Origin of the sequence: Pseudoflavonifractor sp. MCC625 (assembly GCF_018784545.1) — a bacterium.
GTDB classification, from domain to species: domain Bacteria; phylum Bacillota; class Clostridia; order Oscillospirales; family Oscillospiraceae; genus Pseudoflavonifractor_A; species Pseudoflavonifractor_A gallinarum.
Genome location: NZ_WQOJ01000032.1, coordinates 126,011 through 150,154 on the forward strand (window position 1 = coordinate 126,011; position 24,144 = coordinate 150,154).

Here is a 24,144-nt window from a genome sequence, read left to right on the forward strand (position 1 = left end):
TCTCAGAACAGGAGGGAACCCACCTGATAGACCACCAGCGCCCCCAGATAGGCCGCGCCGATCTGCCACAGGATGGAGCGGATGGTCCACTTCAGGCTGTTCATCTCCCGGTAGATGGTGGATACCGCCGCCACACAGGGGACATAGAGCAGCACAAAGACCAGGAAGGCATAGGCAGCCACCGGCGTCTGGAAGGTCCCGGAGAGGGCCGCCGCCACGGTGGCGCCGCTGGCGCTGGCCGAGAAGCCGTAGAAGAGGCTCATGGAGGAGACCACCGCCTCCTTGGCCACCAGGCCGGTGAGCAGGGCCACAGCGGCCTGCCAGGTGCCGAAGCCCAGGGGGCGCAGCGCGGGGGCGATGGCCCCGCCGATGGCGCCCAGGAAGGAGTGGGAGGCGTCCTCCACCATGACGAAGCCGCCCGACCAGCCGAAGGACTGGAGGAACCAGAGCACCACGCTCATGGCCAGGATCAGGGTACCGGCCTTGACCAGGAAGCCCCGCACCTTCTCCCACACGTGCATGGCCATGTTCTTGAGGGTGGGCAGACGGTAGGGGGGCAGCTCCAGCACGAAGGCGGCGGGCTCTCCCTGGAACATGGTCTTGCGCAGCAGGATGCCCGACAGGATGGCGAAGCACAGCCCGATCACATACAGGGAAAAGACCACCAGGCCGCTGTACTGGGCAAAGAAGGCCCCCGCCAGCAGGCCGTACACCGGCAGCCGGGCCGAGCAGGACATGAAGGGCACCAGCATGATGGTCATGCGGCGGTCCTTCTCATTCTCCATGGTGCGGGCTCCCATAACGGCGGGAACGGTGCAGCCAAAGCCCATCAGCATGGGGATAAAGGCCTTGCCGGACAGGCCGAACCGCCGCAGCAGGCGGTCCATGATGAAGGCGGCCCGGGCCATATAGCCCGAGTCCTCCAGGAAGGAGAGCACCAGAAAGAGCAGGGCGATCTGGGGCAGGAAGACCAGCACGCCGCCCACGCCGGAGACCACGCCGTCCACCAGCAGGGACTCCACCCAGGGGGCCACCTGCGCGGCCTCCAGCCCCGCCCGGATGCCGTCGGAGACCGGGCCGCTGATGAAGCTCTCCACCAGATCGGACAGGGCCTGCCCCGGCCCGAAGGTCAGGGCGAACATCCCCAGCATCATCAGGAGGAACATGGGCACGGCCAGCCACTTGTGGGTCACGATGGAGTCGATCCGGTCGGACAGGGTCAGGCTTCCCTGCTTCTGTCCCTTCCGCACGGAGGCGTGGACCACCGACTGGATGAACTGATAGCGGCTGTCGGCCACCAGGGTCTCCCGGTCGCCCAGGACATAGGCCCCCTCATACTCCGAGCAGATGGACTCCACCCGCGCCTTTTCCGCCTCGTCCAGTCCCAGGGCCTGCTCCACCAGCCGGTCCCCCTCGATGAGCTTGATGGAGGCCCAGTGGGCGGGGATCTCGGCCGCATAGGCCTTGTCGTGAATGAGCTCGCCCATCTTGTGGTGGATCTGATGGGTAAAGTCGTCGTAGAGATCGTCGGGCTCCACCGTGACGCCCACGTGCATCTGCCGGTGGGCCACCTCCAGCAGGGTCTGGATATTCTTCCCGGTGCGGGCGGTGATGGGGATCACCGGCACGCCCAGAGACCGGGAGAGGGCCTCCACGTCGATCTTATCCCCGTGCTTCTCCACCTCGTCCATGAAGTTCAGGGCGATGACCATGGGGCGCTCCAGCTCCAGCAGCTGGGCGGTCAGGTAGAGGTTGCGCTCCATATTGGTGGCGTCCACGATGTTGATGATGGCGTCGGGATGCTCCCCCACGATAAAGTCCCGGGCCACGATCTCCTCCATGGAGTAGGGCGAAAGGGAGTAAATGCCCGGCAGATCCACTACCGTCACCGGCTTTCCGTCCACCTGGGCCCGTCCTTCCTTCTTCTCCACCGTCACGCCGGGCCAGTTGCCCACATACTGGTTGGAACCGGTGAGAGCGTTGAAGAGCGTGGTCTTTCCGCAGTTGGGATTGCCCACCAGGGCCAGCTTCATCTCCCGGGTGTCGTGGCTGGCGTAGTCCGGCACCCCGCTGTGCTCCCGCTTCTCATGGTCGTGGTCGTCGCTCATGCGGCGCAGGGTCTCCTCATCCGGGATGCGCTGCACCATGCCCACCCGCTTTTTGCGGATCAGGCTGGCCGCCTGGGCCTCCTCCCCGATGGCCATGGTGATCTGCCGGGCGTCCTCCCGGCGCAGGGAGAGCTCATATCCCCGGAGGTTGACCTCAATGGGGTCACCGAAAGGGGCGATCTTGCGCACCAGGATCTCCGTTCCGGGCGTCAGTCCCATATCCACCAGCCGGCGTTTGACCGGCCCTCGTTCATTTCCTACCCGCAGGATCACGCCGTGCTCCCCCGGAGCCAGCGCCTCCAGCGTGCCCTGTACGCGTTTTGTCTCGGTTTTCATCTGTCATTCATCCTATACCGGCTGATTTGTTAGTCGTAACTAACACGCCTGCCTATTATATATCGCCCTGTGGGGCCTGTCAAGCGGCCCGCACCTCTGCGCAGCGTACGGACCGGCTCCGCACGCAAAAACAGCCGGCGGCCTATTGGCCGCCGGCTGTTTCCATGTTCGGTTTACTCGTGGTCGTGGTGGCAGCCGCAGCCGCACTCGTCCTCGTCGTCCTCACAGCAGCAGTCGTCGGAGAGATCCAGAGCGAACTTCTCCTTGCAGCTGGGGCACTGGATCACGCCGGACTCCAGCACGTCCTCGTCGATGACCAGGGTCTCCTTGCAGTTGGGGCACTCGACCTCGAAGAAGTCGTCGTCCTCGTCGCAGCAGCACTCGTCATCCTCATCCTCGTCGTCCTCGTCGAACACGACCTTCTCCACGTCGGACAGGTCGTCGGAGATGGCGTCGATCTCCTCACCCAGGGCCACGGTGTTCTCCTCCAGGTCCTCGATGGACATGCCGATCTCCTCCAGGATGCCGATCATCACGGAGATGAGCTTGCCCTCCTTGGACTTCTCGGTGTCGATGTTCAGGCCCTCGGCCAGACCCTTCAGGTACGCGACCTTCTCAGAAATAGTCATAATAATCTCCTTTTTACAGGCGGCCACGAAGGGCCTTGTGGTAGGGACGGCGCTTGGCGTATCACGCTTTGCGCGGTTCGCTGTGCGCCTGCTCCCGGGCGCTCAGCGCTTAGCACCTCACGCTTGTGCGCCCTCCGCGACGGCACACTGCTCACCACTCCGCGGAAAATCCGCGCCGGGCTGCGCCCGCCGCCTGTTTTTCCGTCTGCGCGGTTTGCTGTGCGCCTGCTCTCGGGCGCTCAGCGCTTAGCCCTTGCAGCGCTCCAGGTACTCGCCGGTACGGGTGTCGATCTTGATCTTGTCACCGGGGTTGATGAACAGGGGCACCTTGATCTCAGCGCCGGTCTCCAGGGTGGCGGGCTTGGTCACGTTGGTGGCCGTATCGCCGCGGAAGCCGGGGTCGGTCTCGGTGATCTCCAGCTCCACGAAGGTGGGGGGCTCCACGGCAAAGATCTTGCCCTTGTAGCTGTTGATCTTGCAGGGCATGTTCTCCTTCACGAAGCGGAAGTTGTCGCCCAGCATCTCGGCGCCGATGGGCACCAGATCGTAGGTCTCGGGGTCCATGAAGTAGTACAGATCGCCGTCGTTGTAGCTGTACTCCATGTCCTTGCGCTCCACATAGGCCTGCTCAAACTTGGCGGTGGGGTTGAAGGAGGTCTCGGTCACGCCGCCGGTGATGACATTCTTCATCTTGGTGCGCACAAAGGCGGCACCCTTGCCGGGCTTCACGTGCTGGAACTCCACCACCTGCATGACCTGGCCGTCCATCTCAAAGGTCACGCCATTGCGGAAATCACTGGCAGTAATCGTAGGCATTGGTATTCATCCTCCAAACAAGGTATTTCATATGAATGGAACTTTAGCTAAGCTATTTTACTCCATTATCCCCATATTTGCAAGGGTTTTTCAGGTTTTTTACAGAACGATGAGCTCTTTCGGCGCCAGGGTGATGTCTTCGCACCCATCCTGGGTGAGAATGATCACATCCTCGATGCGCACGCCGAATTTTCCCGGCAGGTAGATCCCCGGCTCCGCGGAGACCGCGACCCCCTCGGGCATGGGGTCCTGATTGCTGTGATTGGCGTTGGGGGACTCGTGGATCTCAATGCCCACGCTATGTCCGAAGCCGTGGCCGAAGTACTCTCCGTAGCCGGCGTCCTCGATGACCTTGGCCGCTGCGTTGTGGATGTCGCAGCCCCGCACCCCCGCCTTGGCCGCGGCGATGCCGGCCTTCTGGGCCTCCAGCACCGTGTAGTAGACCTTCTTCATCTCCTCGCTGGGCTCTCCCAGCGCCACGGTGCGGGTCATATCGGAGCAGTAGCCCTGGTACTTGCACCCGAAGTCCATGGTGATGAACTCGCCCTCCTGCACCTTCTTGTCGCTGGGGATGCCGTGGGGCAGGCTCCCGTTGGGGCCGGAGACCACGATGGGATCAAAGGACATCTTCTCCGCGCCGAAGCGGAGCATGTCGTACACCAGCCGGGCGGCAATCTCCTTCTCGGTCATGCCGGGGCGGATGAACTTGAGGATCTCCTCAAAGGCCTTCTCCGAGATGCGCTGGGCGTGGATGAGGGCCTCCCGCTCCTCCCCGTCCTTCACGGCGCGCAGATCGGTGAGCAGCTGCTGGGCGGGCACCAGCTGGCAGGAGAGCGCTTTTTCATAGCTCTGATAGTCCTGCACCGTCATGTAGCCCTCTTCGATGCCCAGCTTGCGGATGCCCATCTCCTCCACCGCCTGGACCACCATGGCTTTTTGGCTCACAGTGCGGGTGGTCATGGTGATCTTGGCACCGGTCACCTGATGCTCGGCGGCCTCAATGTAGCGGGAGTCGGTGAAATACCGCGTCTCCTGCTTGCCCACCACCACGGCTCCCTCGCCGTGAAAGCCGATGGCGTAGAACTCGCCGGGCTCGCTGGTCACCAGCATGGCGTCCAGACCGTAGGCATCCAGTTTGGATGCGATCTTCTCCAGATGATTCATGGTTCTGACTTCCTTTCTATCCGTGGGGGCGGCCCTCAGTCCGTCCCCAGAAAATGCTCATAGGCCCGCTTCATGGTCAGGGCGTCCTCCGCCTGGGTCCCCGCCGACTCACAGATGATGGTGGGGCTCCACCCCCGGCGGGCCAGGGACCGCATCAGCGGGAGATGGTCGGGCCCAAACTCGTCCTGCTCAAAGGTGAGGTGCATTTTCTCGCCCCCGTTGGGGGTGAACTGGATGCGGGAGAAATGGCTGTGGAAGCGGCTGGCCCGGTCCTCGCCCAGGGCGCGCTCCAGCTTGTCCAGCATCCGCTCGGTGGCCTCCTCCCCCTGCTCCTCGCCCAGGCTCCGGGCATAGAGATGGCCGAAGTCCACCGTGGGGAGCAATCGCTCATCCACCTGACACAGCTCCAGCACCTCGTCCAGATCGCCCAGCTGGTTGATCTTGCCCATGGTCTCGGGACAGAGGGTGATGTGTCCGTATCCGGCGGCGTCGCAAGCCTTCACCACTTCCTCCAGGGAGCGCAGCGCGATGTCCAGTGCCTCCCGCCGCGTCCGCTTCATGAGGGCGCCCGAGTGGATGACCACCCGTTCGGCCCCCATCCAGTCGGCGGCCCGGCAGGCGGCGGTGATATAGCCGATGGTCTTTTGCAGGCTCTCCGGGTCGGGATTGGCCAGGTTAATAAAGTAGGGGGCGTGGAGGGAGAGGCGGATGCCCTCCTTCCGGGCGTTCTCCCCCAGCTTGCGGGCGGTCTCCTCCCCCACGTTGACCCCCTTGCCGCACTGGTACTCATAGGCGTCCAGGCCAAAGGCCCGGATCCAGCCGGGGGCCGCCAGAGAGGACTTGTGCGCCCGGGAGAAGGAGTCGGAATTGCCCGCGGGCCCAAATGATACGCTCATGCTATTTGCTCCTTTGCTTGGCCAGGGCGCGGAAGGGCCACTCCGCCGCGTAGCGCAGATAGCGGCCCGGATTGCCCGCCAGCCGGATGGGCTCCACCAAAAGGGTGCGCACCCCGGCCCGCTTCCCGCCCAGAATGTCGGTAAAGATCTGATCGCCCACGATGGCAGTCTGCCCGGGGCCCACGCCCATCTGCTCCATGGCCCGGTGGAAGGAGCCCGGCTTGGGCTTTCCCGCGTGTCCGATGTAGGGCACGCCCAGGGACTGGGCATAGCGCTTGGCCCGCTCGGGTTTGCGGTTATTCGAGAGGATGAAGAGGGTCACGCCCGCCTCCCGCAGGGCCCTTTCCCAGGTCCGCACCGGCTCGTCCGGCTCGGGTACGCCATAGGCTGAAAGGGTATTGTCCAGATCGGCCAGCAGGAGGGTGATGCCCTCTTGCGCCAGCCACCGGGGCGATATGGCTTGTACGGATGGGAATACCCGGTCCGCCAGCAGGGAAAGCGCCACGGTCCACCGCCTTTCCGCAGGACTGTTTCCAACTTGCCCTGCATAGAGTCCATTATACCGGCTTACGCCGTAATTTGCATTATAACATTGCTCCACCATGGATACAAGGGGGTACCTCAGCATGGTTACCGATTGCAAACTCATTTTTCTTACGCCGCCCGCCCTGGAGCGGTCCGCCCGGGAACAGAACCTGCCCGCGGCCCATCTGGCCTACCGGGTGGGCGGCGGGCCCCACCTGTTCCGGGCCAATCTGCCCGTGGCCGCCCGGGGCGGGATCCTGGCCATGGACTGCGAGGGCTTCGACGGCCGGGGGGAGCCCTCCGTCTTCTGCCAGGAGGTCCTGCGGGAGTGCTCGGCCCGGGGCTTTCAGGGGGTATACTGCGCCTTTCCCGACCGGCCCATCCCCGTGCTCCAGCGGGCGGTGGCCGAACTGGGGGAGGCCCTCCAGCGCCGGGGCTGGCCCCTCTATGTGCCCGAGAGCTATGGGGCGGCCTCGGACCACGCCTGCGTGCTCATCCCCACAGCCCTGTCGGGCGGCTCCCTGGAGCAGCGCCTGGCCGAGGCGGCCGAGCAGTACGGCCCCTCCCGTCTGGCCCTCCGAATCGAGCGGCTGGCCCAGGATTTCCTCCTCCCCTCCCCCACGGGAGAGGGGGTCCCCCTCTCCCGTCCGGCGCTGGCCGAACAGCTGGAGGAGCGGGGCGGCTCGGTCTTTTTCTCCCATGAGCTGTGCGCTCACTACTTCACCTACATGACCAAAACAGATGGAGCCCACTTCGTCCTCTTCGACGATGCGGGCTCCATCCGGAAAAAATGTCAGCTGGGCGCCCGGATGGGCATCTCCCACGCCTTTGTTCCCTACGCACAGGTGGACGACCTGCTGCCCGGGCTGCTGGAATAGCCCTCAGCCCTTCAGCCGCTCCATGAGGCCCTCCAGTGCCTCCCGGAGATGGGCGTCCCCCTCGTTCTCCAGGTCCTGGCTCTCCAGGGCGCGGCGGCACAGCTCCCGGGCGGCGGCCGGGTCGGTCTCCACCGCCTTTCCCTCCAGATAGCACAGGGCCAGGCGGTACATCCCCTCGGCGTCCTCCCGGTCGGCCGCCTGCCGGTAATAGGAGAGGGCCTTGGCCGGATCGGCCGTCACCTGGACGCCCTTCTCATAGAACCGGCCCAGGGCGCACAGGGCGCTGCCCTCCCCCAGCTTGGCAGCATGGCGGTAGTAGGTGAGAGCCTTTTCCAGATCGGGCTCCACCCCCTGCCCCAGCTCATAGCACTCGCCCAGGTTGTAGAGGGCGGTGTCGTCCTCCCGCTCGGCGGCACGGCGGTAGAGGGCCAGGGCGGCGTCATAGTCCCGCTCCACGCCCTTTCCCTTCCGGTAGAGCTCCCCCAGGTTGTTCATCCCGCGCAGGCTGCCCTCTTCGGCGGCCCGGCGGTACCAGTGGATCGCCTGTGGATAGTCGGTCTCCATCCCCAAGCCCCGCTCGCAGCACCAGGCCAGATTGCACATGCCGGTCAGGCTGCCCCGGTCGGCGGCGCGGCGGTACCACTCCACCGCGGTACTCCAGTCCTGCTCCACGCCCTCGCCCCGCTCATAGCGCAGGCCCAGCACGCACATGGCGTCGGGATCGCCCTGCTCGGCGGCACGGCGGAACCAGGCCACGGCCTGCTCCTCCTCCGCCGGGACCCCTTCGCCCCGGGTGTAGAGCCAGCCCAGATTGTACTGGGAGGAGGCGTCCCCCTGTTCCGCGGCCCAGCGGTACCAGCGCGCGGCCTCTTCTCCGCTCTGCTCCGCGCCCCAGCCCCGCTCGGCCGCCAGGCCCAGGTAGAAGCCCGCGCGGACCACGCCGGCCTCGGCGGCGCGGCGGAACCAGTCCACGGCGGTGGTACGGTCCTCGGCCATGCCCCGGCCGTTCCAGGCACACAGCCCCAGCCAGTAGGCGCTCTCCTCATAGCCGCTGTCCAGGGCGCGGCGGAACCAGTCTGCCGCCTGGGCGTCGTCCTGCTCCACGCCGCCGTCTCCGTAGTAGTAGTTAATCCCCACATAGCACTGGGCCCGGCCATAGTCCTGCTCGGCGGCGGCACGGTAGAGGCGCATGGCCTCCCGGCTGTCGGCCTGTGGGACGCCCCGGCCCTGCTCATAACACACCCCCAGATTGGTCATGGCCCGGGGATAGTTCTGCTTCGCCGCCTTCTCATACCACGCCACGGCCTGGGTGTCGTCCTGGGGCACGCCGGAGCCGAACTCATAGCACCAGCCCAGATTGCACATGGCGGGCACATCCTCCAGCTCGGCGGCCCGGCGGTACCACTCCACAGCGGCGGCCGGGTCCTTAGGCACGCCGGAGCCGGTCTCACAGCACACCCCCAGCTCCCGCATGGCACGGGGATAGCCCTGTTCGGCGGCGGCACGGTACCAGCGCACCGCCTCCTCCGAGTCCTGCTCCACGCCGATCCCCATGTAGTAGCAAAAGCCCAGACAGCACTGTCCGGGGGCATAGTCCTGCTCCGCGGCGGCCCGGTAGAGGGCCACCGCCCCCGGCACATCGGCCTTCGTCCCCTCGCCCCGCTCCAGACACACGCCCAGGTTGCACTGGGCCCGGGCATAGCCCAGGGCGGCGGCGGCACGGTACCAGCGCACCGCCTCGCTCATATCCCTTGGGACGCCAGTGCCATACTCATAGCACCAGCCCAGGCAGCACATGCCCCGGGGATTGCCCCGCTCGGCGGCGGCGCGGTACCAGCGGGCGGCCGTCTCCAGGTCCTGGGGGACTCCGGAGCCGGTCTCACAGCACCAGGCGTAGTTTCCCATGGCCCGCACGTCTCCCGCCTCAGCGGCGGCCCGGTACCACTGAGCGGCCCGGGCACGGTCGGCGGGCACGCCCACCCCGTACTCATAGCACACCCCCAGACAGCACATGCCGTCCGCATGGCCCTGCTCGGCAGCGGCCCGGTACCAGCGCACGGCGATAGTGGCAGACTGCTCCACCCCGTCGCCGAACTCATACCGGCGGCCCAGCTCGGCCTGTCCGCCCGGGTCCCCCTGAAAGGCCGCCGCCTTCAGCCAGGCCAGGGATTCCGCCTCGTCCCGCTCTACCCCGATGCCCTCGTGGTAGCAGCGGGAGAGCAGGATCTGGGCCCGGGGAAAGGTCATCTCCGCGGCCTTGCGGTACCACTCCACCGCCCGCTCCGGGTCCCGTCCGGTGCCGATGCCGTTTTGCAGGCAGAAGCCGAAATTGCACATGGCCGGGACGTAGTCCAGCAGGGCGGCCTGTTCGTAGAGCCACGCGGCCTGTCTGGGGTCGGCCTCCACCCCGATGCCGTTTTCCAGGCACCAGCCCAGATTGCTGATGCCGCAGGGATCCCCCACCTGGGCGGAGCGCCGGAAGCAGGCATAGGCCCGTGCCTCGTCCCGCCGGGGACCCTCGATCCACCAGCTGCCCAGCAGGGCCCAGTCCTTTCCGGTGAGGGCGGCCTCGCTCACCGCCGCCATGGAATGCCCGCACTCCGGACATACCGCGCCGTTCTCCTCCTGTTCCAGGATCATGGAGCATCCCGGATGGCTGCATCGATAAATCATGGCGTGAACCGCCCTCCTTCTCGGGGAGAGCACCCAGGCCCGCCCTGTCTCTGTGATCCGTACTTCATGGAAAAGCGTCCCCCGCCCGGATCTGGCTGGGACGCCGCTGAACTGGAACCAAAGTTCCATCGTAACAGGTTCAGTCTACCATTTTTCCCGTCCCATTGCAAGAATCCGGCATCCTTCCCGCCGTCTGCGGACAAGAAAAGCCCCGCACCGATGTGGTGCGGGGCCCAGCTTGCTTTTAATAAAACTTCTTGCGGTTCTTACGGGCAGCCTCAGACTTCTTGCGGCGCTTGACGCTCGGGCTCTCGTAGTGCTCACGCTTGCGCACTTCGGCCAGGACGCCCGACTTGGCGCAGCTGCGCTTGAAGCGCTTGAGCGCGTTCTCCAAGGACTCACCGTCCTTCACACGGACTTCCGACATTGATTTCCCCTCCCTCCGAAGCGGCGGTCACGCCGCCAAAGGGCCACATACTGATAGTTATGGCTTTAACAATAAGATATTATATGCAAATTTTCTGTTTTTGTCAAGCTATAAATTTTCCTTTGTCCACATCCCGGCGGGACGCGGTGGAAAAATCCCACTCAGACCAGGACGCCGTCTTACTTCGCGATCAGGTTGACCAGCTTGTTGGGCACCAGGATGGTCTTGACGATCTGCTTGCCCTCCACAAACTTCTGCACCTTGGGATCGGCCAGGGCGGCGGCCACCACGGCCTCCTCCCCGCTGTCCATGGGAACGGTGATGGTGCCGCGGAGCTTGCCGGAGACCTGCACGGCCATGGTGACCTCGCTGGCCACGGTCTTGCTCTCGTCGTAGGTGGGCCAGCTCTGGGTGCAGGCCATGCCGCGCTCCTTGGCCAGGCCCAGGTTCTCCCACATCTCCTCCACCATGTGGGGGGCAAAGGGAGAGAGCATGAGCAGCAGGGCGCTCAGGTCGCCCTTGGAGCAGCCGTTCTGATAGAAGTCGTTGACCAGCGCCATGAGGGCGGCGATGGCGGTATTGAACTTCATGGCCTCAATGTCGGCGGAGACCTTCTTGATGGCCTTGTGGATGGCGCTCTCGTTGGCGCTGGAGTACTCCATGGAGTCGGCGCACTGCTCGGAGAGGTTCCACACCCGGTCCAGGAAGCGCTTGCAGCCCTTGACGGCGTTGTCGCTCCAGGCGGCGGCCTTCTCAAAGTCGCCGATGAACATGATATACAGGCGCATGGTGTCGGCGCCGTACTGGGCCACCACGTCGTTGGGGTTGATGACGTTGCCGCGGGACTTGGACATCTTCTCCCCGCCCTCGCCCAGGATCATGCCGTGGCTGGTGCGCTTCTGATAGGGCTCCTTGGTGGGCACCACGCCGATGTCGTAGAGGAACTTGTGCCAGAAGCGGGAGTAGAGCAGGTGCAGGGTGGTGTGCTCCATGCCGCCGTTGTACCAGTCCACGGGGGACCAGTACTTCAGGGCCTCGGGCGAGGCCAGAGCCTTGTCGTTGTGGGGGTCCATATAGCGCAGGAAATACCAGGAGGAACCGGCCCACTGGGGCATGGTGTCGGTCTCCCGCCGGGCGGGACCGCCGCAGCAGGGGCAGGTGGTGCTGACCCAGTCGGTCATCTTGCTGAGGGGGCTCTCGCCGTCGTCGGTGGGCTCATAGCTCTCCACGTCGGGCAGGAGCAGGGGGAGCTGGTCCTCGGGAATGGGCTGCCAGCCGCACTTCTCACAGTAGACCATGGGAATGGGCTCGCCCCAGTAGCGCTGACGGGAGAAGACCCAGTCGCGCAGCTTGAAGTTGACCTTGGCGTGGCCGATGCCCTTCTCCTCCAGCCACTTGGTGATGACGGGGATGGCGTCCTTCACGGTCATGCCGTTGAGGAACTCGGAGTTGACCAGGATGCCGGTCTCGTCCTTGGCGGTGAAGGCGGCCTTCTGCACGTCCTCGCCGCCGGAGACCACCTCGATGATCTCACAGCCGAACTTCTTGGCAAACTCCCAGTCGCGGTCGTCGTGGGCGGGCACGGCCATGATGGCGCCGGTGCCGTAGGTGGAGAGGACGTAGTCGGAGATAAAAATGGGGATCTCCTTCCCGTTGACCGGGTTGACGCCCTTCACACCGGCCAGGCACACGCCGGTCTTTTCCTTGTTGAGCTCGGTGCGCTCCAGATCGGACTTGGAGGCGGCGGCGGCCTGGTAGTCCTTCACCTCGGCGGCGTTGGTGAGGGTGCCGTTCTCCAGCCACTTCTTCACCAGGGCATGCTCAGGGGAGAGCACCATATAGGTGGCGCCGAAGAGGGTGTCGGGACGGGTGGTAAAGACCACGATCTCCTCCCCGGTGGTGGCCTTGAAGGTGACCTCCGCGCCGGTGGAGCGGCCGATCCAGTTCTTCTGCTGGGTCTTGACCCGCTCGATGAAATCCAGTCCGTCCAGATCGTCGATGAGGCGCTGGGCGTACTCGGTGATCTTGAGCATCCACTGGCTCTTCTCCTTGCGGATGACGGGGGAGCCGCAGCGCTCGCACACGCCCTCCACCACTTCCTCGTTGGCCAGGACGCACTTACAGGAGGTGCACCAGTTCACGGGCATGGTGGTCTTGTAGGCCAGACCCTTCTTCCACAGCTGGAGGAAGATCCACTGGGTCCACTTGTAGTAGCTGGGGTCGGTGGTGTTGACCTCCCGGTCCCAGTCGAAGGAGTAGCCCAGCATCTGGAGCTGCTTGCGGAAATTCTCGATGTTGTCGTGGGTCACCTTGGCGGGGTGGATGTGGTTTTTGATGGCATAGTTCTCGGTGGGCAGGCCGAAGGCGTCGTAGCCCATGGGGAAGAGAACGTTATAGCCGTCCATGCGCCGCTTGCGGGCCACCACGTCCATGGCGGTGTAGGGGCGGGCATGGCCCACGTGCAGGCCCTGTCCGGAGGGATAGGGGAACTCCACCAGGGCGTAGAACTTGGGCTTGTCGCTGTGGTCGGGCGTCTTGTAGACGCCGGCCTCCTGCCACTTCTTTTGCCACTTGGGCTCAATGGATGCGAAATCGTACTTCAACGCTATCACGCTTTCCTAGAAAATATCGGTTCCGGCCCCGGCTGACGCCCTTGGACCGGCTTTTTACGGAATCTGTTTCATTATACCGAAAAAGTGCCGGGATTGCAAGGGGCTCCCGTCAAAAGCGGGCGGAGCGGGTGTTTTTCTTGCCTGATCCGGCCCTCCATGCTAAAATGAGGCAAAAGGAGGTGGTCCCATATGAAAAAACGGGGCATCTCAGTCCACGCCCTTGTGATCGCTCTGGCCGTGCCGGCGGTTTTGCTGGCAGCTGCGGCGGCTCTCCTGTTTCTCCTTCTGCACAGCTTTGGATTCCATCCGATCCACAGTCTTGCCGATATTACCGATGAGGACCTGCGCGGGGGAAGCAGCTCCTATCGCCAGACCTTTTGGATGGGCCACACCCTACCCGGCGGCTATGCCGCTCAGTGGCACTCCATGACCGGGTGGGACACCCTGGGCACCCTCTCCCTGCCGGAGGGTGGGACCTGTACCCTGCGCTATACGGTGGAGGACCCCGGTACCGGCTACCGTCTGGTCCTCTCCGACCCGGAGGGCGGCCTCACCGATCTGGAGCCGGGGGACAATACCCTCACGCTCCCTGCCGGGGAGACCCGGGTGGTCCTGGCTGCCTATGAGACCAGCGGAGCCTTCTCGCTGGAACTTCTGCCCGGAAGTCCCGCTGAGCCGGATTTCCAGGTCGACGACTGATCTTTTCCACAAACTGCGCCGCTCCCGGACTGCTGCGATGATCCAGGAGCGGCGCTTTCTGTCTCTATTCCGGCAATTGCTCCAGCCAGTGTCCCGGCCCGGCGGTATCCTCGGAGCCGATGGGGATGTACCAGTATTGCAAGGTGCATCACGGCCCGGTACCGCTCGGGCAGGGAGAGCACCGCGTCCAGCACGCCGCTCTCCTCCCGCTCCGGGGCGGGGAGGCCATCCGCGTCATCCAGCGGGCGGCTGTGCCTGCGCCACGGAGCGCGGAACAGATCCCCCGCGCAGTTGACCGTCACCTCCTGGCCCTTCTACTCATAACACGGCCTATGGCGTGAAAAGGTTACCGGTCCTTCCAAAAAATTATTTTTCTGACGCCAAAGGAATGATGATAGAAGGTCCTTCCAGCGGTTCATACCACTCTTCCAAGATCCTCAGGACAGCGATCTCCTCCGCCTTGGTCTGGGCCTCCTGATCCAGGGACCAGGTGTAGGTGACTCCTCCGGTCCGCTCATCGGTGTAGCGGTTCTGATAGAGGTCTGTAGCATCCTCATCCACAAAGAGGCGCTCCCTCGCTCTGTTCTGGAACTCCGCCACCCCGCCGCAGTAACCGGTATTGCCCACTGTTCCGGTGGGGGTGAGCGTCAGGGTCATCCACCCCTCGCTGATGGAAAAACCAGAAAAGGTGTAAGCACCCTGTCCCCGATAGGGCAGCTCTCCCAGCTCCACAGAGGTGAAGGTGCTCTCCAGCTCTGCAGGAAGAAGCTCCAGACTCTCTATCTCGGTCAGATCACCGCAGAGGAGATAGGCCTCCTCCCAATAGGCACCGTCTTCCGTCGGTTGAGACGTGAGAATGGTATAGGGATAATACACCCCACGCTCACTGTCTCGGACTATGAATCGGCCCAGACCACCCCACCGGTCAGGCTCCGACAGATATTCCTCCGGCACCGTCACCCGGCACCGCAGCACAGCTCCCAGCGGCGAGACGGTGAGACTCAGCTTCTCCACCTGGCGTTCTCCCAGGGCAGCGGGACCATCTAACGCCACAGTCTTCCCTGCCATCGGCTCAAGATCCAGGGAGAAGTGCCATAGCTCCACTTCTTCCCACGGAATCTCCCCCCAGTCTCCGCTGTCCCAGGACTCCAGCGAGGGGCCCGCCGCCAAAGAGATCTCTCCTCCCCGCTCCAGCGCGCCAGCCTCTTTCAAGGTCAGTCGGGCCATACCGCACAGGGTATGCTCGTCCAGCAGATACTGCTGCCCATCCTGGTCCTCTCCCACCATGGCTCCGGATACTTCCAGTGTGAAGCGCGGGGCCAGATTCTGGGCCTGCCACAGGTCAGGTGCATCGGGTGAAATGGGATGCCAATCCCGCTGGGACCAGGGCTGCATGGGCTCCTCGGTGCGCATCGTATAAAAAATGGTGCAGAAGTTGGCGTCGGCAGCCAGATATTCTACGGTCAGTTCATCGCCATTCGCCGCCCTTTGGGTATATCCGGCCTTTCTTGCATATTCCCGGTAGAGCTCAGCCTGTCCCAAAAATCGGTACTCCTCCCGACCGTTCAAGAAGTCCAGAACCCCCACCGCATAAGCCAGGGCTCCCACTCCCAGCATGGCACACACCGCCGCCGCAGTCAGTACCCGGCGACCTACCCCGGTCATCCGCCGCTGTTTTCGTTCGGGAAGCTGTGCCAGGGTGCGCTCCACCCACTCCTCCCAGTCCTCGGGTAAGGTCGGCTCCTCCGTTCTGGCTCTGGCACGGATCCATTCATCCAGGTTCATATCTGTCCCTCCTCTTCCAGCAGGATCCGCAGCTTTTCCCGGGCTCGGCTCAGCCGGGACTTCACCGTCCCCTGCGGCAGGTGAAGAAGCTGCGCGATCTGAGCAATGGTCATATCCTCATAGTAAAACAGCGTCACAATAATACGATGGGTTTCCGGCAATCGTCCAACTGCGTCCCAAAGCGTATCCACCGGCTCTTCCCATGGCCCCGACCGTTCTCCCAGATCCTCCATGTAGATCACCCGTCTCTGTCGTCTGCGCTGGCTCCGGGCACAATTCACGGTAATTTTGAGAAGCCATGCCCGGGCGGCCTCCGGCCTGCGCAGCGCTGTGAATGATCTCCAGGCCAGGAGCACAGCCTCTCCGACGGCATCTTCCGCGTCAGCGTCGCTGTCCAGAATGGCCCGGGCCGCCCGAAACATGGAGCGGCTGTGTTCCATTACCAGCGTTCCGAATCTCTCCCGCTCCCCGGCACGCGGCTCTCCCTGTAAGGGTCGCATATCTCTACCTCCTGTCTGTCCGGACATTCAATAGATGACTGGGCAGTTCCTCCGGTTCCATCATATAGACATTCTTTCCAAAAAAATTTCCCGGTCCGACTGGACCGGGAAATGGGTGTATCACAGATCATGTCTTTCAGCGAGGCGCTTGCGCACATCCTTTTTCAGCAGCGCATAGAGCACCGAAGCCACGGGAACGCTGAGGAGCACGCCCGGCAGTCCGAAGAGACCGCCGCCCACCGTGACCGCCGTCAGCACCCAGATGCCGGGCAGGCCAATGGAGGTGCCCACCACCCGGGGATAGATGACATTGCCCTCGATCTGCTGGAGGATGGACAGGAAAATCAGGAAAATAAGGGCCTTGAGGGGAGAGACCATCACCAGCAGAAAGGCCGCCAGAATGGCCCCGATATAGGCGCCCGCCACCGGAATGAGGGCGGAGACGCCGATGATGACGCCCACAAGGGGGGCATAATCGGCCTGGATGAAGAGCATTCCCCCGGCGCACAGACCGCCCAGGATGCAGGCCTCGATGAGCTGTCCGGTGACAAAATTCGTGAAGGTGTCCGCCGTCAGATGGACCACATCCAGCACCGCCGCCGACGTGCGGGGCCGGGTGTAGGCCTGGAGCAGCCGCCGGCACTGGGGCAGCAGCTTCTCCCGGCCGCCCAGCATGTAGATGGAGAAAATGATGGAGAGTACACCGGTCACCACCATGGAGATCAGGCTGCTGGTCAGGGAGACCACGCCCAGCAGGGTGCTGCTCAGTCCCTGGGCCAGGTTATCCAGGATGTCCTTCAGATAGGTGCTGAGCTGGGGAATGTTGGGCAGACTCTGGGCCAGATTCTCCAGATGCAGATACTGAGAGAGCTCCCAGCATATCTTTTGCAGATTATAGAGGTATCCGCTCAGGTTCGAGGCAAAGATCTGGATGCTCTCCACCACCTTGGGCGTGATGAAGGAGGTGATGACGGTCACCACCGCAATCAGCAGCACATAGGAGGAGGCCACCGCCAGGGGGCGGCTGAGTCCGTCGGCTCTGGTGCGGCCAAGCCCTCGGTGATAGAGCCGGTAAAGGGCCTGACAGGGCCGGTTGAGAATAAAGGCCAGCGCAAACCCGATATAGACCGGCTTGAGCAGCCCCACCAGATAGGAAAACAGCCGCATCAGCTCATCAAACTTGATGACCACCAGCACCAGCAACACGGTATAGGTGATGATGAGAAGAATGCTCCGAAGTAATTTTTTATCCATACGTTCTCCTTTCCTGCCCCTCCATTCCGGCGGGAGCAGGTTTCTGTGCGGCCCTTCCCTTCGCAGAATATGCCGCTTTTTGTCCACTATACCATTCCCCGAACCGTTCGTCAATGAAAAGCCCCTGTCTTGACTTTTCCCACCCTGCTTCTTATAATTCATATTAGGACTTTTAAACTGTTTGGTGCGCCTGTGGGCGCCCGGAAAGGATCCTGCTATGTATACCGATCAGGTCATGGACCATTTTTATCATCCCCGCAATCTGGGCACCATCGAGCATGCCGACGCGGTCGGCGTGGCCGGAAACCCCAAGTGCGGCGACATCATGCAGATCACCCTGCGGGTGGAGGACGGCATCATCACCGACGCCAAATTCAAGGTCTTTGGCTGCGGCGCCGCCGTGGCCACCAGCTCCATGGCCACCGAGCTCATCAAGGGCCGCACGGTGGAGCAGGCCTTCACCCTGACCAACGACCAGGTGGCCCAGGCCCTCGGCGGACTCCCCCTGCACAAGATGCACTGCTCCGTACTGGCCGAGCAGGCCATCAAGGCCGCCATCGGGGACTACTATGTCCGGCAGGGCATTCTCTCCCCGGACGAGGTCCAGGTCTATGACGACCCCCACGGGGAGGATACCCCGGACGAGGAGGTCTGAGCTCCTCCGTACACAAAAAACGCCCCATCTCCGATGCGGAGATGGGGCGTTTTCTTTAGCCGTTGGGCAGCACGATGTCGCTGATGTCCACCTCGGTGGCATCGGACCAGAGCCGCTCCAGATCATAAAACTTCCGGGACTCCTCCATGAACACATGGATCACCACGGAGGAGAAGTCCAGCAGGATCCAGCCGCCGTCCCGGTGGCCTTCCACATGGTGGGGCATCTCCCCCTGATCCTTGAGCATCTTCTCACAGGTGTCGGCCAGGGCCTTGACCTGCGTGGTGGAGGTGGCGGTACACAGGACAAAATAGTCGGCCAGGGTGGTCAGGTGTCCGGTCTCCAGGACCTTGATGTCCTGGCCCTTTTTGCTGTCCAGGGCCTTGACCGCGGCCAACGCAAGTTCTTTGGGCGTCATAGACGATTCTCCTTTTTTCTCTTTTGTGGATTAACTGACCGCCTCGGGCGGGAGCACGACCTCTCCGCCGCCATCTGCGGGCGGAGCGGTGGGCGCTGCCGTGGGAGCGGCCGTCGGCGCCGGAGTGGGTTCTGCGCTGGGCGCCGGGGTAGTTGTCTCAACCGGGGTGCTGGGCGCGGGGGTCGCGCTCTCCACCGGCTGAGAGGGCTGTGCGCTCTCGGTGGGGGTCTCGCTGGGCTTGGTTGTCGGAGTGGCCGTCACCTCGGGCTTGGGGGTCGCAGAGGGCTTGGGCGCGCTGGAGGGCTTGGAGGTGCTGCTCCCGCTCTGGCTGCTGGAGGAGGAACTTCCGCCGCCGGAGCTGTTGGCCTTGGTGTCCTCCACCCGTCCGGTGGTGGAATGGAGGCGGCCGTTGTCGTCCACGCTCATGATGTCCAGCTCACTGGGGTCCAGATCTTCCTTATAGGGATTGAAGCACTCGTTGACCAGATCCACCAGCTCGTCCTCAATGGGGGTCACATAGGACTGGTAGTTGTGGTAGCTGCGGCTCCACACCATCTCTCCCTGGTTGGGCATGGTGCAGAAGTTCACGTTCTCCATCTGCAAGCCGCCGAAAATGGCCTGCTGGGCAAACCACGCCAGGTTGTTGACGGTGAGGTCGGTGGTCACATTCTTGGTAAAGACCTTGGCCAGCTCATTGATGCGGGTCACGTTCTGGATCTGGAGGCACTGCTCCACCACGGCGGTGAGGAAGGCCTGCTGGGTCTCGATCCGGCCCAGGTCCCCGTTGGGGTAGCCCTTCATCTTGCCGTTGACCATATTGTCGTGGCGGTAGCGGACCACGCCCATGGCCTGCTCGCCGTTGAGCTTCTGATAGCCCTTGTTGATGTGGATGTGCAGGTCCTGGGTGGGATCGTCATAGTTCATGTCGATGGGGACGTCAAAATACACGCCGCCCAGGGCATCCACCAGCTCGCCCACGGCCTCCCACTCCACGATGACCTCGTAGTCGGGGACAAAGCCCACCAGCTGGCTGATCTCCTTGTACAGGGCCTGGATGCCCTCATCCCCGCCGCCGTAGAAATTATAGACCGAATTGATCTTTTTGATATCCCAGGGCACATTGACCATGGTGTCGCGGGGGATGCTCATGACATTGAGCTTCTGATTGGGCACATCGTAGGCCGCCAGCATGAGGGTATCGGTGTTGCCGCCGCCGCCGGTATCCCGGCCGATCACCAGGAAGGTGAAGAAATCCTCCTTCCGGTCGGCAGAGGTGCGGCCGGGCCGGTCTGTGGCCAGCAGCTCCCCGCTCTCCTGCGGCATGGGGACCTTGGGCTCCGTGGGGAGCGTGGGCTTTTGAATAAAGAAGTGCAGAAAGAGGAAGGCTGCCAGCAGCACTGCGGCCAGCACCGCGGCCACGATCAGAAGGACCCGGAGGACCTTCTCCTGCGTTCTGAGCTGCTTCCATGGCTTTTTCGGCCCTTTGGACCGGTTTTTCCGGGGCTTGCCCGGCTCTTTCCTGCTGGGACCGGAGGCAGTATGCTGCAGCCGCGCGCCGCCCCGCCGGTGTTCTCTCTTATCTGTTTCCATTCCGTCTAGTCTCGCTTTCTGTTCCGCAACCAATCATAGGCCTCCTGGGTACGGAAGTGGACGGGCTGTCCCCGCTCCTCCATATCCTGGATGCTCATTTCACACCCCAGGAGCACCGCGGCGTCCAGGTCGCTGTAAGCCAGCTCCCTTAGCCGCTCCACTCCCTCAAAATCCCGGTTTGGCTCCATATAGTCGGCCACGTAGAGGATCTTCTCCAGCAGGGTCATATTCCCCTTGCCGGTGGTATGCCAGTAGATGGCGTCATACACCTCCTGCGGCATGCCGAAGACCTCCCGGGCGATGGCCGCGCCGGTCTTGGAGTGGAGCAGCTTGACCGCGCGCCGCTCCAATTCGTCCAAAACGATACCATATTTCGCGCATAAATGCAACTGCTCGTCCAACTCCAAATATTTCGTGCAGTCATGGAGGATGCCCGCTTTGCGGGCCAGCTCCGCATCCGCGCCCCAGTGGAGGGCCAGGCGCACCGCCTCCTCCTCCGTCCCGCGGATATGCCGGATCCGCTTGGCCCGCACCATGGAATAAGAGCAGGCCCGCAGCTGCTCGTCGGTGAGCCTGGTCAGATCCGCGTGGGTGCCGTACAGCCCGTGCATCAGGATATAGCCGTACACGGCGGGACACAGATAGGTCCCCCCCTCTCCCCGGGCCAGCATGCCCCGCAGCTCGGTGGAGGAGACCTCCACGATCTCGGGCAGCTGCACGGTGCACACCCGCGCGCCGTAGGTGTCGTGGAGATACTTGCTCTGGATCTCCAGCATCTCCCCGCAGTCGGACTGGGTACGGGCAAAGGCCGCCACCCCCGCGTAGCGCAGGATGACCTCCGGCTCGTGCCAGTTCTGGAGGGTGAGGAACATATCGGTCCCCATGAGGAACCACAGCTCATCCTCCGGATAGCGCTCGTGGAGCGCCCGGATGGTGTCGGAGGAATAGCTCTTCCCCGTCCGGTGGAGCTCCAGGTCGTCCACCTCCACCTGTCCGGGGCGCAGGAGATTGTCCGCCATCAATTCGGTCATGGCAAGACGTTCCGCCGCAGGGGGCGTCCCCTCCGGCAGCGTCTTATGGGGCGGGAGGGCCGCCGGGACAAAGAGCAGCTTGTCCAGGCCCAGGGCGTCCATGGCGAAGCGGGCCGCTGCCATATGGCCCAGATGTGGCGGATTGAAGGTTCCTCCGTAAATACCGATTTTCATCATACCGCACCCTTTCCGCGCCGGGATTCCGGCCTAATTGTTTATCCCCGCTTTTTGGTGTCCTTCACCAGCACGATGGGGTTTTTCAGATCCTTGCGGTGGCTCTTCCGGTAGAGGACAAATTTGGTACCGATGACCTGCACCACCTCGGCCCGGGCCTTGACGGCCAGCTCCTCGGCGGCCTCCCGGGGGGAGAGCATGGAGTTCTCCAGCACCCGGCCCTTGATGAGCTCCCGGGCCTCCAGGGCGTCGTTGACCTGCTTGAGCAGGTTCTCCCCGATGCCGTCCTTGCCCACCTGTACGATGGTGTCGATGCTGTTGGCCAGGCCCCGAAGCTGGGCCCGCTGCTTGCTTGTCAGATCCAATGTTCTATCTCCTTTGTATTTGATTTGTTGTTCAGCCTTCCAGGTAGGCCTTGAGCTTCTCGCCAAAGGCCTCCAGCGCCCTGCCCCGGTGGGAGATGGCGTTCTTCTCCTCCGCCGTCAGCTCGGCGAAGGTCTTTTTCCGCTCGGGCAGGAAGAAAATGGGGTCATAGCCGAAGCCGTCGCTCCCCTTGGGGGCATAGGCCAGGGTGCCCGGGCACTCGCCCCGGGCCTCCACCCGGTCCCCGTTGGGGAAGCAGCAGCAGATGGCCGAGACGAACCGGCACCGCCGGTCCAGCTGGCCCCGCATGTTCTCCAGCAGGAGCCGGTAGCGGCCCACGTCGTCCAGCCCCGGCCCGCCGTACCGGGCGGAGTAGACCCCGGGAGCGCCGTTCAGGGCGTCCACGCACAGGCCCGAGTCGTCGGCCACGGCGGGGAGACCGCTGGCCTCCATCACCGCATGGGCTTTGAGGAAGGCGTTCTCCTCAAAGGTAGTGCCGGTCTCCTCCACGTCCACGTCGATGCCCACCTGGGACTCCAGCACCACCTCGATCCCCTGGGCGGAGAGGATGGCCTGCAATTCCAGGAGCTTTTTGGGGTTCTTGCTGGCTAATACCATTTTCATCTCACAGCACCCCCACGATGTCGGCCTGGAGCTTCTGGAGCTCCTGAATGCCCTTGCCGCACAGGTCCACCAGGGCGCGCTGCTCCTCGATGGTGAAGGGGCGGCCCTCGCCGGTGCCCTGGATCTCGATGAGGCGGCCGCTGCCGTCCATGACGCAGTTCAGGTCCACCTGGGCGGAGGAGTCCTCCTCATAGCACAGGTCCAGCAGGGGGGTGTCCCCCACGATCCCGGCCGAGACCGCCGCCACATAGCCCCGCAGGGGCATCTGCTCCAGCACGCCCTCCTCCATCAGCTTCCGGCAGGCCAGGGCCAGGGCCACAAATCCGCCGGTGACCGAGGCGGTACGGGTGCCGCCGTCTCCCTGGAGCACATCGCAGTCCACGGTGATGGAGCGCTCGCCCAGGGCCTTGCGGTCCACCACGGCCCGGAGCGCCCGGCCGATGAGCCGCTGGATCTCCGCCGAGCGGGGAGAGAGCTTGAGCTTGGCGATGTCCCGCTTGGAGCGCTCCCGGTTGGCCCGGGGGAGCATGGAGTACTCCGCGGTCACCCAACCCTCCCCCTCGGGGACGTGGGGCGGGGTGCGGTCCTCCACACTGGCGGTGCACAGCACATGGGTGTTGCCGCAGCGGATCAGGCAGGAGCCCTCCGCAAACCGGTTGATGCCGGGAATGATCTCCACCGGTCGGAGCTGGTCCGGGCGGCGGCCGTCGATTCTTTCCATGGTATAAAACCTCCTGACTGTGGGCCGCCGGGGCGGCCGTTTGTTCCGAATGGTCCCTTTTATACGAATGCCTTCACAAACTCGGCGGGCTCAAAGGGCATCAGGTCGTCGATGCCCTCGCCCACGCCGATGAACTTGACGGGCACGCCCAGCTCCTGGGCGATGGCGATGACGATGCCGCCCTTGGCCGAGCCGTCCAGCTTGGTGAGGACGATGCCGGTGATTCCGGCGGCCTCCTTGAACTGCTTGGCCTGGATGAGCCCGTTCTGCCCGGTGGTGGCGTCCAGCACCAGCAGGGTCTCCCGGTCGGCGCCCGGCAGCTCCCGGTCCAGAATGCGGCTGATCTTGTTGAGCTCGTTCATCAGATTCTGCTTGTTGTGGAGCCGGCCGGCGGTGTCCACCAGCACCACGTCGGTTCCTCTGGCCTTGGCCGCCGAGAGGGCGTCAAAGACCACTGCCGCCGGGTCGGCCCCCTCGTGCTGGCGGACGATGTCCACCCCGCAGCGCTGGGACCAGATCTCCAGCTGGTCGGCAGCGGCCGCCCGGAAGGTGTCGGCGGCGGCCATGAGTACCCGCCGGCCCTCTCCCTTCAGGTGGGCCGAGAGCTTGCCGATGGTGGTGGTCTTGCCCACGCCGTTCACCCCGATGAACAGGGCCACCGACGGCTTGGTATCCAGCTTGAGGGAGAGGTCCCCCACCTCCAAAAACTCCGTGAGGATAGCGCGCAGGCACTCCCGGCCCTCCTCGGCGTTCTTGATCTTCTCCGCTTTGGCCCGGCGGCGCAGCTCCTCCACCGCCTTCATGGCGGTCTCCACTCCCATGTCGGAGAGGATGAGGGTCTCCTCCAGCTCATCATAGAAGTCATCGTCCAGCTCCCCTGCAAAGAGCTGGTCGAAGGAGTGGCCGATGTTGGAGATATTCTCCTTTGTGCGGGTCAGGCCCGCCTTGATCTTATCAAAAAAGCCCATATCCTTCTGTTCCTTTCGTTAATTCAGTTCCTTGTGGCATTTCGGGCACATCTTGGGCATACGCATCAGCCAGTCGGTCACCCGCAGCCGGTCCCCGCAGTGGGGACAGCGGCACCACTTGAAGTGCACCACAAAGCCGGCTGCCGCCAGCACCACCGCCAGTCCCACCAGTCCCCAGAACAGGATCTGGGAGCGGGTGGCAAAGTAGCCGCCCAGCATGACGATGAAGACCGCCAGTACGGTCAGCCGGTTGGAGTATTTCCAGGCTTTCTTATAATCCATCTCTTGTTTCCTCTCT

Annotated in this window: 23 protein-coding genes; 3 read left to right on the forward strand and 20 right to left on the reverse strand. The window is 63.6% G+C overall.

What is annotated here, in order from left to right; genetic code table 11:
- Nucleotides 1–2: 2 nt before the first annotated feature.
- The 6 genes from feoB to GPK94_RS11380 form a co-directional block, all read right to left on the reverse strand.
- Nucleotides 3–2,444 (reverse strand): ferrous iron transport protein B, encoded by a 2,442-nt coding sequence (gene feoB, locus GPK94_RS11355; protein WP_101693716.1) that lies wholly within the window; start codon nt 2,442–2,444, stop codon nt 3–5.
- A 173-nt stretch (nt 2,445–2,617) separates the two neighbouring features.
- The gene (locus GPK94_RS11360; RefSeq protein WP_101693717.1) at nt 2,618–3,073 is read right to left on the reverse strand and encodes a CD1247 N-terminal domain-containing protein; all 456 of its coding nucleotides are present in this window, start codon (nt 3,071–3,073) and stop codon (nt 2,618–2,620) included.
- A gap of 246 nt (nt 3,074–3,319) precedes the next feature.
- Entirely contained in the window at nt 3,320–3,889 is a 570-nt protein-coding gene (gene efp / locus GPK94_RS11365; RefSeq protein ID WP_101693718.1) for an elongation factor P, read from the reverse strand.
- 99 nt (nt 3,890–3,988) lie between these two features.
- Complete coding sequence (locus GPK94_RS11370; protein WP_101693719.1) at nt 3,989–5,053, reverse strand: aminopeptidase P family protein; 1,065 nt, start codon at nt 5,051–5,053, stop codon at nt 3,989–3,991.
- A 35-nt stretch (nt 5,054–5,088) separates the two neighbouring features.
- A complete protein-coding gene (locus GPK94_RS11375; protein WP_101693720.1) occupies nt 5,089–5,949 on the reverse strand; it encodes a TIM barrel protein in 861 nt (286 codons plus the stop codon).
- A gap of 1 nt (nt 5,950) precedes the next feature.
- Nucleotides 5,951–6,454, reverse strand: a complete 504-nt coding sequence (locus tag GPK94_RS11380) for a YqeG family HAD IIIA-type phosphatase (RefSeq protein WP_346728028.1) — start codon at nt 6,452–6,454, stop codon at nt 5,951–5,953.
- Nucleotides 6,455–6,575: 121 nt separating this feature from the next.
- Here GPK94_RS11380 and GPK94_RS11385 point away from each other — a divergent pair, with 121 nt between their 5' ends.
- A complete protein-coding gene (locus GPK94_RS11385; protein ID WP_215655854.1) occupies nt 6,576–7,352 on the forward strand; it encodes a hypothetical protein in 777 nt (258 codons plus the stop codon).
- Nucleotides 7,353–7,355: 3 nt separating this feature from the next.
- Here the strand turns inward: GPK94_RS11385 and GPK94_RS11390 are convergent, their stop codons facing one another.
- From GPK94_RS11390 to leuS, 3 genes are all read right to left on the reverse strand, one after another.
- Nucleotides 7,356–10,025, reverse strand: coding sequence for an SEL1-like repeat protein (locus GPK94_RS11390; protein ID WP_215655855.1), 2,670 nt, complete (start codon nt 10,023–10,025; stop codon nt 7,356–7,358).
- 244 nt (nt 10,026–10,269) lie between these two features.
- Entirely contained in the window at nt 10,270–10,452 is a 183-nt protein-coding gene (rpsU, locus tag GPK94_RS11395) for a 30S ribosomal protein S21 (protein ID WP_101693723.1), read from the reverse strand.
- A gap of 179 nt (nt 10,453–10,631) precedes the next feature.
- Nucleotides 10,632–13,055 (reverse strand): leucine--tRNA ligase, encoded by a 2,424-nt coding sequence (gene leuS / locus GPK94_RS11400; RefSeq protein WP_215655904.1) that lies wholly within the window; start codon nt 13,053–13,055, stop codon nt 10,632–10,634.
- Nucleotides 13,056–13,253: 198 nt separating this feature from the next.
- On the opposite strand from leuS, the gene GPK94_RS11405 reads away from it, so the two are divergent.
- Nucleotides 13,254–13,763: a hypothetical protein gene (locus GPK94_RS11405; protein WP_215655856.1), complete on the forward strand. Its 510-nt coding sequence runs from the start codon at nt 13,254–13,256 to the stop codon at nt 13,761–13,763.
- A 366-nt stretch (nt 13,764–14,129) separates the two neighbouring features.
- Here GPK94_RS11405 and GPK94_RS11410 read toward each other — a convergent pair whose 3' ends face one another.
- The 3 genes from GPK94_RS11410 to GPK94_RS11420 all read right to left on the reverse strand — a co-directional run bounded on the left by GPK94_RS11410 (nt 14,130) and on the right by GPK94_RS11420 (nt 17,302).
- On the reverse strand, nt 14,130–15,548 hold the full coding sequence (locus GPK94_RS11410; RefSeq protein ID WP_215655857.1) for a DUF4179 domain-containing protein: 1,419 nt from the start codon (nt 15,546–15,548) through the stop codon (nt 14,130–14,132).
- Nucleotides 15,545–16,048, reverse strand: coding sequence for a sigma-70 family RNA polymerase sigma factor (locus GPK94_RS11415; protein ID WP_215655858.1), 504 nt, complete (start codon nt 16,046–16,048; stop codon nt 15,545–15,547). Before GPK94_RS11415 ends, GPK94_RS11410 begins: the two co-directional genes overlap by 4 nt.
- Nucleotides 16,049–16,168: 120 nt before the next feature.
- The gene (locus tag GPK94_RS11420) at nt 16,169–17,302 is read right to left on the reverse strand and encodes an AI-2E family transporter (protein ID WP_186962906.1); all 1,134 of its coding nucleotides are present in this window, start codon (nt 17,300–17,302) and stop codon (nt 16,169–16,171) included.
- Nucleotides 17,303–17,519: 217 nt separating this feature from the next.
- Here GPK94_RS11420 and GPK94_RS11425 point away from each other — a divergent pair, with 217 nt between their 5' ends.
- Nucleotides 17,520–17,957, forward strand: coding sequence for an iron-sulfur cluster assembly scaffold protein (locus GPK94_RS11425; protein WP_101693729.1), 438 nt, complete (start codon nt 17,520–17,522; stop codon nt 17,955–17,957).
- A 55-nt stretch (nt 17,958–18,012) separates the two neighbouring features.
- Here the strand turns inward: GPK94_RS11425 and rsfS are convergent, their stop codons facing one another.
- From rsfS to GPK94_RS11465, 8 genes are read right to left on the reverse strand one after another with little or no spacing between them, the layout of a single operon-like run.
- On the reverse strand, nt 18,013–18,375 hold the full coding sequence (rsfS, locus tag GPK94_RS11430; RefSeq protein ID WP_101693730.1) for a ribosome silencing factor: 363 nt from the start codon (nt 18,373–18,375) through the stop codon (nt 18,013–18,015).
- Nucleotides 18,376–18,405: 30 nt separating this feature from the next.
- Nucleotides 18,406–19,965, reverse strand: a complete 1,560-nt coding sequence (locus GPK94_RS11435; RefSeq protein WP_215655859.1) for an LCP family protein — start codon at nt 19,963–19,965, stop codon at nt 18,406–18,408.
- Nucleotides 19,966–19,970: 5 nt separating this feature from the next.
- Complete coding sequence (gene nadD / locus GPK94_RS11440) at nt 19,971–21,170, reverse strand: nicotinate (nicotinamide) nucleotide adenylyltransferase (RefSeq protein WP_101694017.1); 1,200 nt, start codon at nt 21,168–21,170, stop codon at nt 19,971–19,973.
- A gap of 41 nt (nt 21,171–21,211) precedes the next feature.
- Nucleotides 21,212–21,535 carry a ribosome assembly RNA-binding protein YhbY gene (yhbY, locus tag GPK94_RS11445; protein ID WP_101693732.1) on the reverse strand — a complete coding sequence of 108 codons (324 nt, stop codon included), beginning with the start codon at nt 21,533–21,535 and terminating at the stop codon, nt 21,212–21,214.
- Nucleotides 21,536–21,566: 31 nt separating this feature from the next.
- On the reverse strand, nt 21,567–22,157 hold the full coding sequence (gene rdgB, locus GPK94_RS11450; protein ID WP_186962908.1) for an RdgB/HAM1 family non-canonical purine NTP pyrophosphatase: 591 nt from the start codon (nt 22,155–22,157) through the stop codon (nt 21,567–21,569).
- Between the two features lies 1 nt (nt 22,158).
- Nucleotides 22,159–22,878: a ribonuclease PH gene (rph, locus tag GPK94_RS11455; RefSeq protein WP_101693734.1), complete on the reverse strand. Its 720-nt coding sequence runs from the start codon at nt 22,876–22,878 to the stop codon at nt 22,159–22,161.
- 59 nt (nt 22,879–22,937) lie between these two features.
- A complete protein-coding gene (gene ftsY / locus GPK94_RS11460) occupies nt 22,938–23,846 on the reverse strand; it encodes a signal recognition particle-docking protein FtsY (protein WP_101693735.1) in 909 nt (302 codons plus the stop codon).
- 18 nt (nt 23,847–23,864) lie between these two features.
- Nucleotides 23,865–24,128 (reverse strand): hypothetical protein, encoded by a 264-nt coding sequence (locus tag GPK94_RS11465; RefSeq protein WP_101693736.1) that lies wholly within the window; start codon nt 24,126–24,128, stop codon nt 23,865–23,867.
- Between the last annotated feature and the right edge of the window lie 16 nt (nt 24,129–24,144).

What these genes read in the sequence shown, in the direction of transcription:
- GPK94_RS11435 (WP_215655859.1), bottom strand. Translation starts at nt 19,965, where the DNA reads ATGGAAACAGATAAGAGAGAACACCGGCGGGGCGGCGCGCGGCTGCAG.
- rsfS (WP_101693730.1), bottom strand. Translation starts at nt 18,375, where the DNA reads ATGACGCCCAAAGAACTTGCGTTGGCCGCGGTCAAGGCCCTGGACAGC.
- feoB (WP_101693716.1), bottom strand. Translation starts at nt 2,444, where the DNA reads ATGAAAACCGAGACAAAACGCGTACAGGGCACGCTGGAGGCGCTGGCT.
- GPK94_RS11410 (WP_215655857.1), bottom strand. Translation starts at nt 15,548, where the DNA reads ATGAACCTGGATGAATGGATCCGTGCCAGAGCCAGAACGGAGGAGCCG.
- GPK94_RS11425 (WP_101693729.1), top strand. Translation starts at nt 17,520, where the DNA reads ATGTATACCGATCAGGTCATGGACCATTTTTATCATCCCCGCAATCTG.
- efp (WP_101693718.1), bottom strand. Translation starts at nt 3,889, where the DNA reads ATGCCTACGATTACTGCCAGTGATTTCCGCAATGGCGTGACCTTTGAG.
- GPK94_RS11360 (WP_101693717.1), bottom strand. Translation starts at nt 3,073, where the DNA reads ATGACTATTTCTGAGAAGGTCGCGTACCTGAAGGGTCTGGCCGAGGGC.
- GPK94_RS11385 (WP_215655854.1), top strand. Translation starts at nt 6,576, where the DNA reads ATGGTTACCGATTGCAAACTCATTTTTCTTACGCCGCCCGCCCTGGAG.
- GPK94_RS11465 (WP_101693736.1), bottom strand. Translation starts at nt 24,128, where the DNA reads ATGGATTATAAGAAAGCCTGGAAATACTCCAACCGGCTGACCGTACTG.
- rph (WP_101693734.1), bottom strand. Translation starts at nt 22,878, where the DNA reads ATGGAAAGAATCGACGGCCGCCGCCCGGACCAGCTCCGACCGGTGGAG.
- rdgB (WP_186962908.1), bottom strand. Translation starts at nt 22,157, where the DNA reads ATGAAAATGGTATTAGCCAGCAAGAACCCCAAAAAGCTCCTGGAATTG.
- nadD (WP_101694017.1), bottom strand. Translation starts at nt 21,170, where the DNA reads ATGAAAATCGGTATTTACGGAGGAACCTTCAATCCGCCACATCTGGGC.
- ftsY (WP_101693735.1), bottom strand. Translation starts at nt 23,846, where the DNA reads ATGGGCTTTTTTGATAAGATCAAGGCGGGCCTGACCCGCACAAAGGAG.
- rpsU (WP_101693723.1), bottom strand. Translation starts at nt 10,452, where the DNA reads ATGTCGGAAGTCCGTGTGAAGGACGGTGAGTCCTTGGAGAACGCGCTC.
- GPK94_RS11415 (WP_215655858.1), bottom strand. Translation starts at nt 16,048, where the DNA reads ATGCGACCCTTACAGGGAGAGCCGCGTGCCGGGGAGCGGGAGAGATTC.
- GPK94_RS11370 (WP_101693719.1), bottom strand. Translation starts at nt 5,053, where the DNA reads ATGAATCATCTGGAGAAGATCGCATCCAAACTGGATGCCTACGGTCTG.
- GPK94_RS11390 (WP_215655855.1), bottom strand. Translation starts at nt 10,025, where the DNA reads ATGATTTATCGATGCAGCCATCCGGGATGCTCCATGATCCTGGAACAG.
- GPK94_RS11405 (WP_215655856.1), top strand. Translation starts at nt 13,254, where the DNA reads ATGAAAAAACGGGGCATCTCAGTCCACGCCCTTGTGATCGCTCTGGCC.
- GPK94_RS11420 (WP_186962906.1), bottom strand. Translation starts at nt 17,302, where the DNA reads ATGGATAAAAAATTACTTCGGAGCATTCTTCTCATCATCACCTATACC.
- GPK94_RS11375 (WP_101693720.1), bottom strand. Translation starts at nt 5,949, where the DNA reads ATGAGCGTATCATTTGGGCCCGCGGGCAATTCCGACTCCTTCTCCCGG.